Source organism: Actinoplanes sp. NPDC051861 (assembly GCF_040681145.1).
Classification (GTDB): domain Bacteria; phylum Actinomycetota; class Actinomycetes; order Mycobacteriales; family Micromonosporaceae; genus Actinoplanes.
Window position 1 is genome coordinate 276,292 of the sequence record NZ_JBFAYE010000011.1, and the last position, 16,227, is coordinate 292,518.

The following is a 16,227-nucleotide window of genomic DNA, read 5'->3' on the forward strand; positions in this document are numbered from 1 at the left end:
CCTTTCATAGCCGGTAGACCCGCCGCGCGTTGCCGGAACCGACCAGCTCGGCCACCCGCTCGGCGTCGGACGGCGACCAGAGCCCGTCGCGGGTGATCGCGCCGAACGCCTCCCGGAACAGCACCGCGCCAAGGTAGTGCAATTCGGCCAGGCCGTAGGCGTCGGACGAATAGAGCACCTTGTGGAACGGCGCCAGCTCCAGCGACTCGGCCACCACGGCGGTGGCGCGCGCACCGACATGATTGACCGCCAGGCCGACATCGAGATAGACGTGCGGGAATGCTTGTGCGAGATATCCCGCCTGGCGGTGAAAGGGATAGCAGTGCAGGAGCATGATCGGGACGCCGCGGTCGCGGGTGGCGGCGAGAAATCCGGTCATCAGCGCCGGGGCGCAGCGGGCCAGGTCGAGGTCCGGGTCGCCGAAGCCGGTGTGAAATTGCAGCGGGAGACCGCGCTCCAGACCGGCCCAGATCAGGTGGCGCAGCAGAACAGAATCGGTCAACCGCGGCCGACCCTGGCGCAACCATCGGCCGGCCGCGCGGGTAACCTCACGCTTGGTCGGTGGTTCCGGATCAAAGTCCAACCCGATACGGTACGCGATAACCGACTTGTAGCCATATATCCGTTCTGCCGGAAGCGCCTCCTCGAAGGCCGCCGCAAACCCGGCAGCCGTGACCCCGTCGAGCGCCTCAGCAACCGCCTCAAGCCGCACGATTTCCCTTGAATCAGCATATATCGGCATTTCTGGTCCATAGCCGGTGTCCACCAGGAAGGTCTCGACCCGCGCGGCCTCGATCAACCGCCGATTGACCTCAGCCGGACCCAGCGATGCCCGCCGCGCCAGATACTCCCCCGGCGGCGCATGAGCCGGAAGCCCGAGCACGGGCGCACACCATCGCCGCACCGCGAACCCCAGCTGGGAGTCGAACGCCGAACACCCCTCCGGCGCCGCCCGATCAGACTCGGTCAGATAGGCCTCGAACCCGGCCCGGTCGAGCGGCGTTTCCACCGCGCCGTGGCAGTGATGGTCGATCAACCGCACGGCTCAAGCCTGACAGAACCGCCCCAGCTGCTCAGCATCATCCGCATCGATCCACTCGAACGTGCCGCGCAACAGATCGGCCCGCTGGTCGACCGTGACGACCGCCGCCGTCAGCTCGCCCCACGGCATCGCCACGTGCAGGAGCGTGCGCTCGATCCCCGACGGCAGCGACGGGACGCCGTCGTCCGCGGTCGCCCGCAGCAGCAGCCCGTCGATCGAGATGTCCTCCACGTGCCCGCTGACCGCCACGAGCCGGCGCCCCGCGGCCCGGTCGATCTGCGCCGTCCCCGCCGCCGGATACGTACCGGGCCTTCGCGCCGCACCCCGGCGCTGCACCACGTCGGCCGGCGCGTCACCGAGGATCCGCAACAGCCCGTCCCGCAGCTCCGCCTCGGCCCACGTCACGCCGCTCCGTGTCACCAGCTCGACGATCCCGAACCGCCGCTCACCCGGCCCGTCCAGGCTCAGCACCGGAATCGGCGGCAGCTCGGGAAAGAACGGCGCCGACACCTCGGCCAGCGTCACCATGACCGAGTCCTGAGTACCCGGGCAGCGCAGGGTCAGGCTGCTACCCGCCGGCACCGTGATCGCCATGCTGACCAGCATATTGCGGCGGAGCGGCACCGGGCGCCACCACCAGGAACTGCCCCATCATCCCCTCGTCCTCGTGCCGCAGGACGTGGCAGTGGAACATGTACGGCGTCTCCGGATCCGCGAAGTCCGCGAACCTCATGATCACCGTCCAGCCCTCGTGCGCCGGCAGGTACACCGTGTCCTTCCACCCGCTGAGCTGCGGCGGCACCGGCGAGCCGTCCGTCGAGCCGAGCACCTGGAACTGCACGTCGTGAATATGGAAGCTGTGCGGGGTGTCGTGCCCGTTGCGTACCGTCCAGACCTCGGTCGTGTCCCGCGTGACCACCGCGTCCATCCTCCCGTGCTCCATCTTGTTGCCGTTGATGTTGCGCGTGCTGAACTCCATCTCCCGCTTCTGCGCCGCCGTCGCCGGGTCCAGCCGCGGCGTCTCCACCAGCTTCGGCGGCACCACCCCGCTGGGCCGCAGCGTTGCGGCCGCCCGCAGCTCCAGCACGTCGAACCGGTCCCGCCCGCCCTGGAACCGCCCCGTCGCGAAGTCGTCCGCCGGCGCCGGCGGCCCGCTGCGCAGCACCACCCGCTCCCCCGGCTTCATCGCGACGAGCACCTCGGCCCGCTCACCCACCGACAGCGGCAGCCGTCGCAGCTCGTGCGGCCGGTCGAGCAAACCGCCGTCCGTGCCGATCAGCGTGAACGGCCGCCCGTCCGACAGCGAGAAGTTGAAGAACCGCGCGGTGGCCGCGTTCAGCAGCCGCAGCCGCACCAGCGAGGTGGTCACGTCCAGATACGGGCCCGGCGTACCGTTGACCAGCACCGAATCACCGAGGATCCCGATGTCGCTGCCGAGCCGCCACCCCTCGTCCAGCCCACCGCCCGAGGTGAACGACTTGTCCTGCACCATCACCGGCACGTCGTCCACGCCGTACTCATGCGGCAGCCCCGCCACGTCGGTCCCCGGGTCGTCGATCAGGAACATCCCCGCCAGCCCTCGATAGGCCTGCTTCTCGGTCCGCTCATGCGGATGCGGGTGATACCAGAGCGTCGCCGCCGGCTGGTCCACCGTCCACTCCGGAGAGAACGTCGCCCCCGGCCGGATCGGCGCCTGCGGCCCACCGTCCATCCGCGCCGGCAGATGCATCCCGTGCCAGTGCACCGTGGTGTCCTCCGCCAGCCCGTTGCTGACGTTCACGACCACCCTCTCGCCACGCTTCGCCCGCAGCGTCGGCCCGAGATGCGCCCCGTTGTACCCCCACGTCGCCGTACCCTTCCCCCGCCCGAGATCACTCTCCCCCGCCTGCGCCCGCAGATCGAAGACCCTTCGCCCCTGTCCGTCCGTCCGCGACGTCGCCAGCGGCGGCACGGCCAGCTTCCGCTCGAACGCCACCTTCCCCACCGTGTCCACCGCCGGCCGGGTGAGCAGCCAGACGAGACCACCGGCGGCCGCCAGCCCCAGCACGAGCACGACCGCGAGACCACGGAAAATCCACTTACGCATGCCGGAAATCTGCCGCGTCATCCACCGGCAGTTCCAGACCTCCGCGCACATGCCCGGGAAAGCTGGGTGCCTTCCCTCAAGGCCGTCTCAGGGTCTGATGTACGCGAAATCCGGTCCCCGCCAACTAGGGTGGCTCTGCCGCCACTGCGCGACCCCCTGCAACTCCGGACCGCCCGGCGACCGCCGGCCCAAAGGTTTCCCCGGGACGCCGTCAGTCCTCGCGGGCGAGGTCGATGCGCAGCCCGACCGGCGCGCCATCGGCATCGACGTCGAGATGGACCGGAAAGAAGCCGTCCCCGACCGAGGTCATCGCCATCAGCACCTTCGCGCCACCGACCTCGATCACACCGGCCTCGTGCTCGGAGGCTCGGACCAGCTCCATGACCTGCCAATGATGCGAGTGCGGCCGAAAATCGAACGCGAACATCGGCCCGCCGGCCTCGTTGCTCCGAGCCTCGACGGCCAGCCCACGCTGAAACGCCTCCTCGGCCGGCAGATCCACCCACCCGTACCCGCCGTCATTCAGCCTCGGCGCGCCGAACTCCGCAGCGACCTGCTCCTCGTCACGCCCCCAGAACACCAGGTCAGCCAGCCCGTCCAACGGCAGCACATGCTCCCACGAGTTCAGCGCGTCCGCGTCCGCGAACACCAGCCGCGCATGGTCGACCCCCAGCTCCCCGAACACCCAAGAATCAGCCACCGCCGCCTTACTGAACGCAATCCGCATCGACTGCCATCCATATTTTCCAGGAACAGCGGTGACCGGCAGCCCTCGGCCGGACGGCACCTCGATCGCCAGCACAGGCACACCCATCACGATAAATCCGGATTCGCGAGCCGCTACCGCGTGCCGAACCCGCTCCCGATGCGGAACCTGCTGGTCAAACGCGCGCAGCCTCGCGTCGAACCCATGCTCCCGGCAGTGCCCCTCAAACTTCCCGGCGAACTCGGTAACAGCATGAGCGGGAATGTCATACAGCCGAGTGCCCGTCTGACGATCAAAGCTCTCCGCCGCATCCTCGGCATCCAGCCCCACGATCGCGAAGTCGGTCGCCGGACGCTCCTCGTCGTCTGGCACCCGATCCCCGGACCACATCTCGAGATACCCGCCATCGGTGATCACCAACTGCCCGGACGGGCAGGTCACCTCACCCAGCACCACTTCGTCAGCCATGATCGTCAGCCTAGGTCCACACACCCCGGCCAAAACCCACCGCCGGCCACGTGAACGCGGAATTCACGGATGGCCAGAACCGCAGCGACATTCCGCGCTACGGCTCTGCCCTACCGCGGCGCCGGACCCCGGTCGACTACAAAGAGTCTCGCTGGCCGAGCCACTTCAGGATTGCCCGGTTCGTCTCCTCGGGCTTCTCCTGCTGGATCCAGTGGCCGCAGTCCAGACTGACCACCTCCACATCGGGCACGAATTCCGCCAGCCGTGGCGACCGAGCGACCAGATCACGATCGCCGTAGATCATGAGGGTGGGCTGCCGGATGATCGGATCGACGTCCGCCAGCAGGTGCCAGTTGCGGTCCAGGTTCCGGTACCAGTTGATGCCGCCCGTGAACCCTGACGATTCGAACGCGGACACGAAGACGGCAAGCTCACTGTCGCTCATCACCGCTTCGCCGAGTGGCGTCGCCTCCCGGGCGAGATCGATCATCGACACATCCAGCCGAGGAGGAGAGTTCTTCCGGTAGAGATTGCGCAGGAACTGAAATGTGTTCTCCCCGAACACCGCATCCGCAACCCCCGGCCGCCGATTGAAGTGAACGAAGTAGAAGTCCCCGCCCAGCACCTCTTCCATGAACTCGATCCACGGCTTATCACCGCGCTCCTGATAGGGCAGACTGAGATTGATCACCCCATTCACACGGTCCGGATGCAACAGGGTCAAACCCCACACCACCATCGCACCCCAGTCATGACCCACAAAGGTCGCGTCCGAGTACCCGTAATGATCGAGCAGCCCCACCAGATCACCCGACAAATACGAAATGTCGTAAGCTGACACGTCGGCCGGGCGCGACGAATTTCCGTACCCTCGCTGGTTCGGGACGATGACGTGATAACCCGCCTCGACAAGAGCGGGCACCTGATGACGCCACGAAAAGGCCAGCTCCGGCCAGCCGTGGCAGAGCACGACGGGACGTCCCGGCCGCCCCGCTTCGAAGACTTCGAGCTCAACGCCGTTGACAGGGACGAGTGTTGGATCAGACATGGTCATGGCGTCATCGTGCGGACCGAAACCGGTCACCCCATGACCTGTTTTACGTGAAGAGTTGCCGGCGTGCGAGCCGACCGCCTCATGGCCATCCTCCTCCTGGTGCAACGACGCGAACGGGTGACCGCGGCCGAGGTCGCCCGCGAGCTGGAGATCTCCGAGCGCACCGCCCGCCGCGACCTCGACGCCCTGGCCATGGCCGGCGTTCCGCTGTACTCGACGCAGGGCAGGGGCGGCGGCTGGCGCCTCGTCGGCGGCGCCCGCACCGACCTGTCCGGGCTGACCGCGAGCGAGGCCCGTGCCCTGTTCCTCGTCGCCGGACCGGCATCGGCGGCGACGCCGGCCGTGAAGGCGGCGCTGCGAAAGCTCGTCCAGGCACTGCCGGAGCCGTTCCGGCTGCAGGCCGAGGCGGCGGCGTCGTCGCTGGTCATGGACCCGCAGCGGTGGGGGTCGAGCCGGGCCGGACCCGGGGCGCCCCGGTTCCTCGACGAACTCCAGGACGCGGTGATCCGCGGCGTCCAGGTGCGGCTCGGCTACGTCGACAGCAAGGGCGCCGAGACCGTGCGAACCGTCCACCCGCTGGGCGTCGTCGCCAAGGGACCGTGGTGGTACATCGTGGCCGGCACCGAGACCGGCCGGCGGACCTTCCGGATCGACCGTGTGTCGTCCGCCGATCCGACCGGCGACCCCGTGCACCGGCCCGGCGACTTCGACCTCGCCGAGAGCTGGCGCGAGATCGCCGCCGAGGTCGACCGCAGGCGATCACCCCTGGAGATCCAGGCGGTGTGCGCGCCCGACGGGCTGGGCCTGCTCCGGGCGATGCTCGGCGACCGCCTTCAGGTGGGTTCCGCCACGGCCGACGGCCGTACCGAGGTCGTGATCCGCGGCTTCAACGAGTACGCGCTCGCCGGCGAACTCGCCGGACTGGTCGAATGGCTCGAGGTGACCGGCCCGCAGGGCGTGCGGGACCACCTGGCCGCGATCGGCACCGCCCTCGCCCGGCGTTACAGCGGAACCAACGCCTCCCCCACACCGTCGAACACCCTGTGACTCGTTTGCGCATGGCTCTGGCAACGACCGTGGTCCTGCTCCTGGCCGTCGTGGCCGGCTGTGGTTCGGGCGATGTTCCCGGCGACGCCGGACGGATCGATGCCGAGCTGGTCGCGGACCTCGCGCCCGGTGACGCCCGCGCCGTCGGTGAGGCCGTCAACACCTTCGGGTTCGAGCTGTTCAACGAGGTCGCGGGCGGCACACGGGAGAACACCGTCACCTCCCCGCTGTCGATGAGCGTGCTGCTGGCGATGCTTCTCGCGGGCGCCGGCGGGGAGACCTCCGCGGAGATCGGCAAGGTTCTGCATCTGCAGAACCCCAGAGATGTACGCGTGAGCGCACTCCTGCGCGAACTGGCGGACACCGACGACGTGACCCTGGCGGTCGCGAACTCCCTGTGGGCCGACGAGGGCCGCCCGTTCGAGAAGGACTACCTCGACTTCCTGGAGCGGGCGTTCGGCGCGACCCTCGACGAGCGCGATCTCGGCTCGCCGGACGTGGTGAAGGAGATCGACAAGTGGGCGAGCGACAACACCGAGGGCCGGATCGACAGGATCGCCGAGGACTTGGGGCTGCCGAACGCCGACGCGGTTCTCGTACTCCTCAACGCGGTTTATTTTCTCGGTGACTGGAAGACCCAGTTCGATCCGGCGAACACGCGACCGGCACCGTTCACCGGTGTGGGTGACGTGCCGACAATGCACCTCAGCGGGGAGAAATTCGGCTATGCCGAGCGGGACGGATTCCGGATGCTGCGGCTGCCCTACGGCGAGGACGGCCGGTACGGCATGGAAATCATGTTGCCGGACGAGAACGTACCCCCGAAAGAGATGACGGCGGCGTCCTGGCGCGCGGCGGTGGACAGCCTGACCGAGGAGACGATCGACGAACTGACCCTGCCGAAATTCGAGCTCCGCTGGAAGGCCGAATTGGTCGAACCGCTGCGCCGCCTCGGCATCACGGCCGCTTTCGACCCCGCGAAAGCCGACTTCCACCCCATGTCACCGCAGGCACCGTGGCTCTCCGCGGTAGTGCAGAAGACCTACATCCGCGTCGACGAGAAAGGCACCGAGGCCGCAGCCGTCTCCGGCGGCACCATGGCCACCTCAGCCCTGGTCGGCCAACGAGAGTTCCGCGTCGACCGCCCCTTCACCTTCACCATCTCCGACACCCGAACCGGCACGATCCTCTTCCTCGGCTCCGTGACCGACCCCCGCTCCTGACAGCGTCATCGGCGCCCGCCGAAGGTCCAGGGGTGCACCTCCACGGAGGCATAGCGGTCCAGGGTCAGGACGGCGCGTGCCTCATCCGGTGAAGGCGCGACCAGCAGCGACGCCGTGCCCAGCCACGTTTCGCCGTCGTCGGACAGCAGTGGCCCGTACGCGATCAGATTCGACCGGTCCGGCGGCACCTCGATGTCGGCGGCCGGACCCGCGCCGAAGCCGAGCACCAGGAACCGCTCCCCAACCGACGGGGAAACTCCGCCGGGGAACTCCCACATCGTGCGGCCGAGCGCGTTGCGCCACCGCCGCAGTAGCACGTCCCGGTAGACGCCGGCCTGATAGTTGGGTTCGTCGAAGGCGAACGCGCGGGCGGCGGCCGCATCGGGAAGGTCCACGATGTGCAGGCTCCCCGTCGGGGTTTCACCGTCGGGGGACAGCGTCGGGCCGCGGGCGATGAACTCGAACCCGTCCGTGTAGGCCCAATGTGCTTCCCCCAGGTCGAGACGCAACGCCAGCGAGCCTGGCCGGTCGCGGTGGTAGCACAGGAATTCCATGTCTGAAGCCAATCATGAAGCGGCCGGGAACTGACCGGAAATCCCGGCAGGCTGGACCGCATGACCAGCGAGATTCTGATTCCGCCGGACTCTGTTCCGGGTGCCGGCGCCGTCCTCAACCCGTTCGTCATCGTCGACGACGCGGCCGGCTTCCTCGATTTCGTCTGCGGTGTCTTCGGTGTCACCGAGTCCGCCGAGGCGAACACCCCGATGCCCGACGGCAAGCTGATCCACGCCCAGGTCCGCCTCGGCACCGTCGACCTGATGGTCGCGGATCGCCTGGACGGCTGGGCGGCGCGTCCCGGCCTGCTCCAGGTCTGGGTCCACGACGTGGCCGCCGTCCTGGAACGCGCGACCGCGCTCGGCGCCACCGTCGTCACCGAGTCCACGCCGTTCTACGGCGAGACCACCCTGGGCCGGATGCTCGACCGCTGGCAGAACCTCTGGTGGCTGTGGGCGCCGGCACCCGGCCAGCCCGACCCGACCCCGGTCTGGGAGGACGGCGAGGACATCGTCTTCAGCACCATCGACGCGGCCATGAGGTCCCTCGCTGTTTCAGTTGTTTCACCAGGTTCCGGAACGCCGACCGCTTGACCCGCTGATAAGCGCGCGACGAAGCTCATCACAGAACTTCAATCGCTGTTTCATTTGTTTCATAGGGAGACAGGATGCGGCGCGCTGCAGCGGGACTCTTCGGCATGACCCTTCTCCTCACGGGCGGATCCGCCGCGGTCGCCCACCCGCCCGGGCCGGCCACGGCCCGGGTCTGGGTGACCACGGTGGACCGCTCGGAGCTGCTCCACGAGCGCGCACCGGTGCCGTTCGGCCGAGGTGGGAGCACCCAGCCCACGATCGTCGTCAACCCGGAGCAGACCTACCAGCGGATGGACGGCTTCGGTGCCTCGATCACCGACTCGTCCGCGAGCGTGCTCCACCGGCTCAGCCCGGCCGCCCGGGACCGCGCGATGCGTGACCTGTTCGACCCGCGGGAGGGCATCGGCGTCAGCTTCCTGCGCCAGCCGGTCGGGTCGTCCGACTTCACGGCCACCGCCGAGCACTACACGTACGACGATGTTCCGGCCGGCGAGACCGACTTCGGGCTGCGCCGGTTCAGTATCGACCACGACCGCGCTCAGATCCTGCCGCTGCTGCGCCGCGCGAAACAGCTCAACCCGTCCCTGAAGATCCTCGCGACGCCGTGGAGCCCGCCGGCCTGGATGAAGACCGGGGACTCGCTGGTCGGAGGGCGCCTGAAGTACCCGGACGCCTACGCGCGATACCTGGCGAGGTTCGTCGAGGAATACCGCAGGGCGGGCGTCACCATCGACTACCTCACCGTGCAGAACGAGCCGCAGAACCGCAAGCCCGGCGGTTACCCCGGCACCGACATGCCGGTCCGCGACCAGGCCGCCGTCATCGAACGGCTCGGCCCGCTCCTCAAGAAGAGCCCGCTCCTCAGGAACACCAAGATCCTCGGGTACGACCACAACTGGCAGACGCATCCCGGCGACGTCGAGTCCACTCCGCCCGGCGAGGATCCCGAGACCGACTACCCGTACCAACTGCTCGACACGCGTGCGGCCCGCTGGCTGGCCGGGACCGCGTACCACTGCTACTCGGGTGACCCGAGCGCGCAGACCACGCTGCACAACGCCCACCCGGACAAGGGCATCTGGTTCACCGAGTGCTCCGGCTCGCACGGACCGGACGACACCGACGAGCAGATCTTCCGCGGCACGCTGACCTGGCACGCCCGCAACCTCGTCATCGGCGTCACCCGCAACTGGGGCAAGACCGTCGTCAACTGGAACATCGCCCTGGACAGCACCGGCGGCCCGCACCTGGGCGGCTGCGGCACCTGCACCGGCCTGCTCACGCTGCTGCCGGACGGCACCGTCCGTCCCGACGCCGAGTACTACACGATCGGCCACCTCGCCAAGTTCGTCCGTCCCGGCGCGGTCCGCATCGGCAGCACCTCGTTCGGCACCACCGGCTGGAACGGCCAGATCATGGACGTCGCCTTCCGCAACCCCGACGGCACCATCGCGCTGGTCGTCCACAACCAGAACGACGACCCGCGCTCGTTCGCCGTCTCGGTCGGCGACCGGCAGTTCGAGTACACGCTGCCCGGCGGCGCCCTGGCCACATTCGTGCTGCCGCGATCGGTGGACGCCCACCCCGGCGAACTCACCCTGACCGGCGCCACCGCCACGGCCGACCCGGCCGGCGAGGGCGCGCCGCTGGCGGTGGACGGCGACGCCTCCACCCGCTGGTCCAGCGGCGCGGCCCAGGCACCCGGGCAGTATCTGCAGGTCGATCTCGGTGCCACCCGCGTCTTCCGCAGCGTGGCCATCGACAGCGGCGGCAACCTGGGCGACTACGCCCGCGGCTGGCGCCTCTCGGTGAGCCACGACGCCAGCTCTTGGCGCGACGTGGCGTCCGGCACGGGTGCGGCCCAGCTCACGACAGTCAAGCTCCCGCTCACACGAGCCCGCTACTTGCGGATCACGTCCACCGCAAGCAGCCCGAACTGGTGGAGCATCGCCGATCTCCGCCTCTACTCTCGCTGAGTAAGGAGTGCCGTGCCCAGCCCGCAATCCGCGGGGTGGGCACGGCCTCGTGCAGCAATCGCCTCGCGGGGGCCACCTGCAAGATCGACGGTTCCCGATAGGGTGCGCTGCATGGCCCGTTGGAGAGCCCGCCCCTCCGCAGCGGCACTCATCAAGATCTTCGGCTGGCTGGCCATCGTGGTGGCAGTCGTGTGGTTCCTCGCCTCGCTGGCCCGCGGCGACGAGCCGATCGGCGCGCTGCCCAGTCTGTTGCTCGCGATCGCCGGTGTCGCCAGCCAGGTGCTGGTCATCCCGGATCGGCCGGCCCCCGCCGACCAGCCGATCGAGGAGATCGCCGACCAACTGGCCAGGACCGCATACACACAGCTGAGCGAGGAGGCCGGCGCCCGCGGGCTCCGGACCGGCCGGATGATCCCGGTTCAGTGGGCCACCACCGAGCTGAAGGTCGCCGACCCGCCGACACGCGTCACCCGGGCCGACGGATCATCTACCAGGATCGGCCGGTTCACTCTCAAGGGCGGGCTGATCGCCGACGCCGACCGTGCCGCCGAGGCGCTCACCGCGGACTTCCGTTCCCTCCCGAACGGCCGTCTCGTCATCCTCGGTGAGCCGGGTGCCGGCAAGTCCGTCCTCGCGCTCCTGCTCGCCCTCGGGCTCCTCGACGGCCGGGCCGGCGGTTCATCCGTGGCCCTGTTGCTCTCCGCCTCCTCCTGGGACCCGCCGCGCGAGGACTTCGACTCATGGATCGTCCGCACCGTCGCCGAGACCTACTACAACGGCCGCAGCGACATCCCGCGGCGCCTGGTCGATCGCGGCCTGATCCTCCCGGTGATCGACGGCATCGACGAGATCTACGAGCTGGGCCGCGACAAGGCCCTCGGCGCGCTCAACGACGCCCTGGTGGCCGGCCGCCCGATCGTCGTCACCTGCCGCTCGGTCGAGTACCAAGACTTGATCGCCGGCGGCGCCGACGCCGTCCGGGAGGCGCCGGTGATCGAGATCAAGCCGATCCCGGCACCCACTCTTGTCGCCTTCCTTCGCGAGTCGCCGAGGCCGGAGCCCTGGACTCGCATCATCGAGCACCTCGAAGCGCACGAGGACGGCGTCGTCGCCCGGTCACTCTCCACCCCGTTGATGGCCTCGTTCGCCCGCACGGCCTACGGAACACTCCATCGGGACCCGTCCGAACTGCTGCATGAGGAACGGTTCGCCACCCGCAACGCCATCGAGGACCACGTGGTCGACCGCATGGTGGACGCCGCGTACCCGCCTGACGGCACGCCCAGCGCCGACCAGGCCCGGGAGTGGCTCGGCGCGCTGGCCCAGGAGATGCTGGCCCGCCACGAACGCGACCTGCAATGGTGGTCCCTCGTCCCACGCCTGGTCGGCGCCTGGATCGGACCCGCGGTCGGCGTGGCGAGCGGGCTGGCGTTCATGGCCGCCACCACCCTCTGGATGGTCGCTCTCAGTGACGGGAACGCCGACCTTGCGAAAACCCTGACCTACGCCGCGTGGGTGGGCGGCGTCCTCGCGGTCCTCTCCATTGTGGCGTGGTACGCCGCCGGCGACCGCCCGCCTCGCCGCGCCTCCTGGCGGGCCCACCGCGACGCCGCCCAATTCCGAACCGGCCTGCTTCAGGGCGCCGCGATCGGCGCGTTTCCCGCTGTACCCACCGCGCTCAGCGCAGCTCTGATCATCACGCTGTCTGGTGGGTGGACACTCTGGAACCTGCACACGTACCTCCGAGCCGTCGGTGGCGTCATCGGCCTGGTCCTGGCCGTCGGTCTCGCGCTCGGCCTCCAGCGCTGGGCCGACAGCCCGCCCGACCGGGCCATTCACGCCACCCCGGCCAAGTCGCTCATCGATGATCGCAACTCTGCGTTCATCGGTGCCCTGGTCGCCGGCGTAACCCTGTCCGCTCTCGCCTTCCTGATCACCCTGCTCGGCATCGTCCTCACCGACCTCGCCACAAGCGCCGCCTCCCGCTGGTCAGGATGGCCCGGTACACCCGCCCTCAGCCCGGTCCTTGACGCCGCCCTCGCCGACCTGCTGCCCGGCCCGGCTGGCAGCCTTACGGTGGCCGTGGGCGCCTACTTCGTGCTTCCCGGGCTGGCCCTCGCCTTCCTCGTTCTGATGACCAGAGCCTGGCCCCGCTTCATGATCGTCAGCGGCGCCCTAGCCGCCCGCCGCCGCCTCCCCTGGCGGCTGAACGCCTTCCTCGCCGGCGCCCGCGACCGCGGCCTGCTTCGGCAGTCCGGCACGGCCTACCAGTTCCGTCACATCCGCCTCCAGGACCGTCTGGCGGACCAGCGCGCCCCCCGCCCGGTCCACCACGGCACCGAACAGGTCAACCCGGCTCGCGCCCGTACCCGCCGCCTCGCGTTCGCCGCCGTCGTCCTGGCTGCCAGCGGCGCCGTCCTGACCCGCGTCCCCCGCGACAACGCTCTCTTCGTCCTCTCGGGAAAGCACGGCTTGGGCCCCTACGAGGCGAGCGTCTCCCCCGACGGCACGCTGGTCGCCCTGTCCAGCGCGAAGGACCCCACGGTCTCGTTATGGGATACCGCGTCCGGTAGGAAAGTCGCAGAACTCGGAGGCAACACCGGCGGTGCCGGTGCCGTCTCGTTCACGGCCAACAACCGGCTTGCCGTGGTCGAAGGCGGCACCGGCACCGACCCCCTCGCCCCGAATGCCCCGAACGACAACGCCTACCGCGTGTTCGACCTCTCCTCCGGGCGTCCGATCGCCACCGCGGACGAGGCATATGTTCTGGCGAGCGGCCGGACAGTGGCGACGAGCCATTACATCGCCCCCGGATCCGATCAACCGGCCGTCGAGTTGTGGAGCGCGGCGACCGGCAAGCGCCTGGTCGCTATGGAGGGCGAGCGGATCAAGTACAACCCTGACCTACAGGAAAGTGATCTCCTGATCACCGGGGCGGGTGAGGTGTTCCGCGCCCGGGACGCCCGGACCGGTGACCGGAAGTTCGACGTTCCCCCTGGGGTGGTGCCCGCGTCACACGTCACCACGTTTCTGGTCAGCACCGGCGCCCGGCGCCTGACCATGATCGACACTGGACGGGTGTCCACCTACGACACCGCGACCGGCCGCCGGCTCTGGGGGTTCTCCGGTTTCGACAGCGAACTCGCCAACCCTGAAAGGCTCGACGCGGCGACCGAACGGTCCATCGTGACGAGCGGGCGTCTCGTCGGCGTAAAGGAGGACGACGACACCGTCGCGTTGCTCGACCTACGTAACGGCCGCCGCCTTCCCTTGATATCCGGGGTGAACTCCATCAGGACCGCCAAATTCGACGGAGGCGGCCGCTATGTCGTGGTTCTGAGCGGTGACGACCCCCGAGACCTGGACAGCACCCTCGACGTGTTCGACGCCGCGACAGGACAGGCGGTGGTGGCAAGTCGTCCGGTGTCCTTCTACAACATTGACCCGACCGGGAAGCTGCTGTCACTGCGAGGCCCGGAGACGGATCAGGTCGAGCTGTTCGACCTGCGGAGCCGCAAGGTCCACACCGTTCTGGAAGATTCCGCGGGCGAGAACCTCTTCCTCTCCGGCGAGACCGATCTCGAGTTCTCGCCCGATGGAACGGCGCTTTACTCGATTGGCGGCGTCGCTTTCCGGGTGTGGAGCGCCACGACGGGTGCGCTGCTGGCCGAGGGGACGAGAAACCTCGGCACAGACTTACCCCACGTACGGGTCAGCCCGTCCGGCGACGTGATCGCCGTCCGCGAGGAGCGAGGCGTCCGCCTCTGGGAGACCAGGACCGGGCGCGACGCCGGACTGATCGACGGCGCCCGGCTCGGGCCGGACCCCGGCGGCGACTATCCCTACTCGTCGGACCGCGCGGCGACGACGGCGTTTCGTATCGAGGGTGACCAGCTCATCTTCGACGACGACGCCGGCCGGGTCTTCGTCCTGATCGCGGGTGAGGAGCGAGTCAGGGTCTTCGACACCCGGACCGCCCGGCTTCTCACCACCTATGTCGGCCACCGCGGCCCGATACGCTCGATGGCCCTGGCTCCCGACGGCGAAACTCTCCTCACGTCCGGAGCAAAGGACAACACTGTGCGGCTCTGGCGCTGACCTCTGTCACCGCGCGGCATCGTAGGACTGCCGGGCCCGGTCCACAGCCGGAAGATTCTGGTCGGCCCAGGTGGCCAGGTGGGCGAAGAGTGGGCCCAGACTTCGGCCGAGGTCGCTGATCTCGTATTCCACGCGGGGTGGGACCTCGGGGTGGTAGGTGCGCGTGATCAGGCCGTCGCGTTCCAGTTGGCGCAGGCGCTGGGTCAGCACCTTCGGCGTGATCGTGGTCAGGCGGCGTTCGAGCTCGACGAAGCGCTGGCGGCCGAACTCGTTCAGCGACCAGAGGATCGGGGTGGTCCAGCGGCTGAAGACGATGTCGACGACCGGGGCGATCGGGCAGGCCTGCTCGGGATCCGGGTTCACCACTGCCCCTTTGGGTAGTCACTTTCTTCTAGGTACCTACTATACGGAGGCTTGTAGCGTCACCCCATGACCTTTGTTGTAACGGGGGCAACCGGGAACGTCGGGCGTTCGGTTGCGCGTACCCTTGCCGCTTCTGACTCGGCAGTGAGAGCGATCTCCCGGCAGGAGGTCGCGGATCTCCCGGCCGGGGTGACCCACCACCGCGCGGACCTGGCCGATCCGGAGAGCCTGCGCGATGTCGTCTCCGGTGCCTCGGCGTTCTTCCTGATGGTGGCGGGCGCGGGTGCGCATCTGGACGGGCCGGCGATCGTCGATGCGATAAAAGCGGGAGGGGTACGCCGCATCGTGCTGCTGTCGTCGCAGGCCGCCGGCACCCGGCCGGACTCGGTGTCGCACTCGCCGCTGCGGGCGCTCGAGGACACCGTGCGCGAGTCGGGGCTGGAGTGGGTGGTGCTGCGGCCGGGTGGATTCGCGTCCAACGCGCTGGCGTGGGCGGAGCAGGTGCGCACGAGGCGGGCGGTCGCGGCGCCGTTCGGTGACGTCGGGCTGCCGGTGGTGGATCCGGCCGACATCGGTGAGGTGGCGGCCGCGGCGATGATCTCGCCACGGCACGCCGGGAGGACTTTCGAATTGACAGGACCTTTATTGAGTACGCCACGACAGCGCGTGAAGGAGATCTCGGCAGCCGTGGGTGCGGCGGTCACGTTCGTGCCGCAGCCGGTGGACGAGGCACGCGCGCTGATGCTGACGTTCATGCCGCCGCCGGTTGCCGACGGCACGCTGGACATCCTCGGGCGGCCCACCCCGCGCGAACTGGAGATCAGCCCGCATGTCGAGGAGGTGCTGGGGCGGCCTCCCCGCACGTTCGCCGATTGGCTGGCCCGCCACGCCGACACGTTCCGCTGACGCGGCCGCTCTAGCTGTACTGACCACGGAGGTTGTTGACGTTCGGCGTGGTGCCTTGATCAGAGAGGAGACCTCCGGAAGGAGTGGCGGTGCTTGACGTCGCCGTTCTA

At 69.1% G+C, this 16,227-nt stretch carries 13 protein-coding genes; 6 read left to right on the forward strand and 7 right to left on the reverse strand.

The annotated features are described in order from the left end of the window. Nucleotides 1-4 precede the first annotated feature (4 nt). The 5 genes from AB0M02_RS27505 to AB0M02_RS27525 all read right to left on the reverse strand — a co-directional run bounded on the left by AB0M02_RS27505 (nt 5) and on the right by AB0M02_RS27525 (nt 5,356). Entirely contained in the window at nt 5-1,042 is a 1,038-nt protein-coding gene (locus tag AB0M02_RS27505; RefSeq protein ID WP_364231611.1) for an amidohydrolase family protein, read from the reverse strand. A gap of 3 nt (nt 1,043-1,045) precedes the next feature. Then, the gene (locus AB0M02_RS27510) at nt 1,046-1,636 is read right to left on the reverse strand and encodes a hypothetical protein (RefSeq protein WP_364231612.1); all 591 of its coding nucleotides are present in this window, start codon (nt 1,634-1,636) and stop codon (nt 1,046-1,048) included. Further along, the gene (locus tag AB0M02_RS27515) at nt 1,611-3,128 is read right to left on the reverse strand and encodes a multicopper oxidase domain-containing protein (RefSeq protein ID WP_364231613.1); all 1,518 of its coding nucleotides are present in this window, start codon (nt 3,126-3,128) and stop codon (nt 1,611-1,613) included. The genes AB0M02_RS27510 and AB0M02_RS27515 overlap by 26 nt, the downstream gene beginning before the upstream one ends. Before the next feature lie 211 nt (nt 3,129-3,339). Further along, on the reverse strand, nt 3,340-4,302 hold the full coding sequence (locus AB0M02_RS27520; RefSeq protein ID WP_364231614.1) for a hypothetical protein: 963 nt from the start codon (nt 4,300-4,302) through the stop codon (nt 3,340-3,342). 136 nt (nt 4,303-4,438) lie between these two features. Continuing rightward, nucleotides 4,439-5,356, reverse strand: coding sequence for an alpha/beta hydrolase (locus tag AB0M02_RS27525; RefSeq protein ID WP_364231615.1), 918 nt, complete (start codon nt 5,354-5,356; stop codon nt 4,439-4,441). Between the two features lie 63 nt (nt 5,357-5,419). Here AB0M02_RS27525 and AB0M02_RS27530 point away from each other — a divergent pair, with 63 nt between their 5' ends. After that, nucleotides 5,420-6,403 (forward strand): WYL domain-containing protein, encoded by a 984-nt coding sequence (locus tag AB0M02_RS27530; RefSeq protein WP_364231616.1) that lies wholly within the window; start codon nt 5,420-5,422, stop codon nt 6,401-6,403. An 11-nt stretch (nt 6,404-6,414) separates the two neighbouring features. Next, the gene (locus AB0M02_RS27535; RefSeq protein ID WP_364231619.1) at nt 6,415-7,626 is read left to right on the forward strand and encodes a serpin family protein; all 1,212 of its coding nucleotides are present in this window, start codon (nt 6,415-6,417) and stop codon (nt 7,624-7,626) included. Nucleotides 7,627-7,631: 5 nt separating this feature from the next. On the opposite strand, the gene AB0M02_RS27540 is transcribed toward AB0M02_RS27535, so the two are convergent. Beyond that, complete coding sequence (locus AB0M02_RS27540; RefSeq protein WP_364231621.1) at nt 7,632-8,180, reverse strand: YciI family protein; 549 nt, start codon at nt 8,178-8,180, stop codon at nt 7,632-7,634. Nucleotides 8,181-8,240: 60 nt separating this feature from the next. Here AB0M02_RS27540 and AB0M02_RS27545 point away from each other — a divergent pair, with 60 nt between their 5' ends. From AB0M02_RS27545 to AB0M02_RS27555, 3 genes are all read left to right on the forward strand, one after another. Then, nucleotides 8,241-8,774 carry a VOC family protein gene (locus AB0M02_RS27545; protein ID WP_364231624.1) on the forward strand — a complete coding sequence of 178 codons (534 nt, stop codon included), beginning with the start codon at nt 8,241-8,243 and terminating at the stop codon, nt 8,772-8,774. 74 nt (nt 8,775-8,848) lie between these two features. Continuing rightward, nucleotides 8,849-10,750, forward strand: a complete 1,902-nt coding sequence (locus AB0M02_RS27550; protein WP_364231626.1) for a discoidin domain-containing protein — start codon at nt 8,849-8,851, stop codon at nt 10,748-10,750. A 111-nt stretch (nt 10,751-10,861) separates the two neighbouring features. After that, nucleotides 10,862-14,848, forward strand: a complete 3,987-nt coding sequence (locus AB0M02_RS27555; RefSeq protein ID WP_364231628.1) for a PQQ-binding-like beta-propeller repeat protein — start codon at nt 10,862-10,864, stop codon at nt 14,846-14,848. Between the two features lie 6 nt (nt 14,849-14,854). Here the strand turns inward: AB0M02_RS27555 and AB0M02_RS27560 are convergent, their stop codons facing one another. Next, nucleotides 14,855-15,211, reverse strand: coding sequence for a helix-turn-helix domain-containing protein (locus AB0M02_RS27560; RefSeq protein ID WP_364231629.1), 357 nt, complete (start codon nt 15,209-15,211; stop codon nt 14,855-14,857). Between the two features lie 66 nt (nt 15,212-15,277). On the opposite strand from AB0M02_RS27560, the gene AB0M02_RS27565 reads away from it, so the two are divergent. Beyond that, complete coding sequence (locus AB0M02_RS27565) at nt 15,278-16,117, forward strand: NAD(P)H-binding protein (RefSeq protein WP_364231630.1); 840 nt, start codon at nt 15,278-15,280, stop codon at nt 16,115-16,117. The last annotated feature ends 110 nt before the right edge of the window (nt 16,118-16,227 follow it).

Coding starts and splice junctions, on each gene's coding strand:
- AB0M02_RS27565 (WP_364231630.1), top strand. CDS start 15,278: ATGACCTTTGTTGTAACGGGGGCAACCGGGAACGTCGGGCGTTCGGTT.
- AB0M02_RS27550 (WP_364231626.1), top strand. CDS start 8,849: ATGCGGCGCGCTGCAGCGGGACTCTTCGGCATGACCCTTCTCCTCACG.
- AB0M02_RS27525 (WP_364231615.1), bottom strand. CDS start 5,356: ATGACCATGTCTGATCCAACACTCGTCCCTGTCAACGGCGTTGAGCTC.
- AB0M02_RS27510 (WP_364231612.1), bottom strand. CDS start 1,636: ATGGCGATCACGGTGCCGGCGGGTAGCAGCCTGACCCTGCGCTGCCCG.
- AB0M02_RS27540 (WP_364231621.1), bottom strand. CDS start 8,180: ATGGAATTCCTGTGCTACCACCGCGACCGGCCAGGCTCGCTGGCGTTG.
- AB0M02_RS27545 (WP_364231624.1), top strand. CDS start 8,241: ATGACCAGCGAGATTCTGATTCCGCCGGACTCTGTTCCGGGTGCCGGC.
- AB0M02_RS27535 (WP_364231619.1), top strand. CDS start 6,415: ATGGCTCTGGCAACGACCGTGGTCCTGCTCCTGGCCGTCGTGGCCGGC.
- AB0M02_RS27555 (WP_364231628.1), top strand. CDS start 10,862: ATGGCCCGTTGGAGAGCCCGCCCCTCCGCAGCGGCACTCATCAAGATC.
- AB0M02_RS27520 (WP_364231614.1), bottom strand. CDS start 4,302: ATGGCTGACGAAGTGGTGCTGGGTGAGGTGACCTGCCCGTCCGGGCAG.
- AB0M02_RS27515 (WP_364231613.1), bottom strand. CDS start 3,128: ATGCGTAAGTGGATTTTCCGTGGTCTCGCGGTCGTGCTCGTGCTGGGG.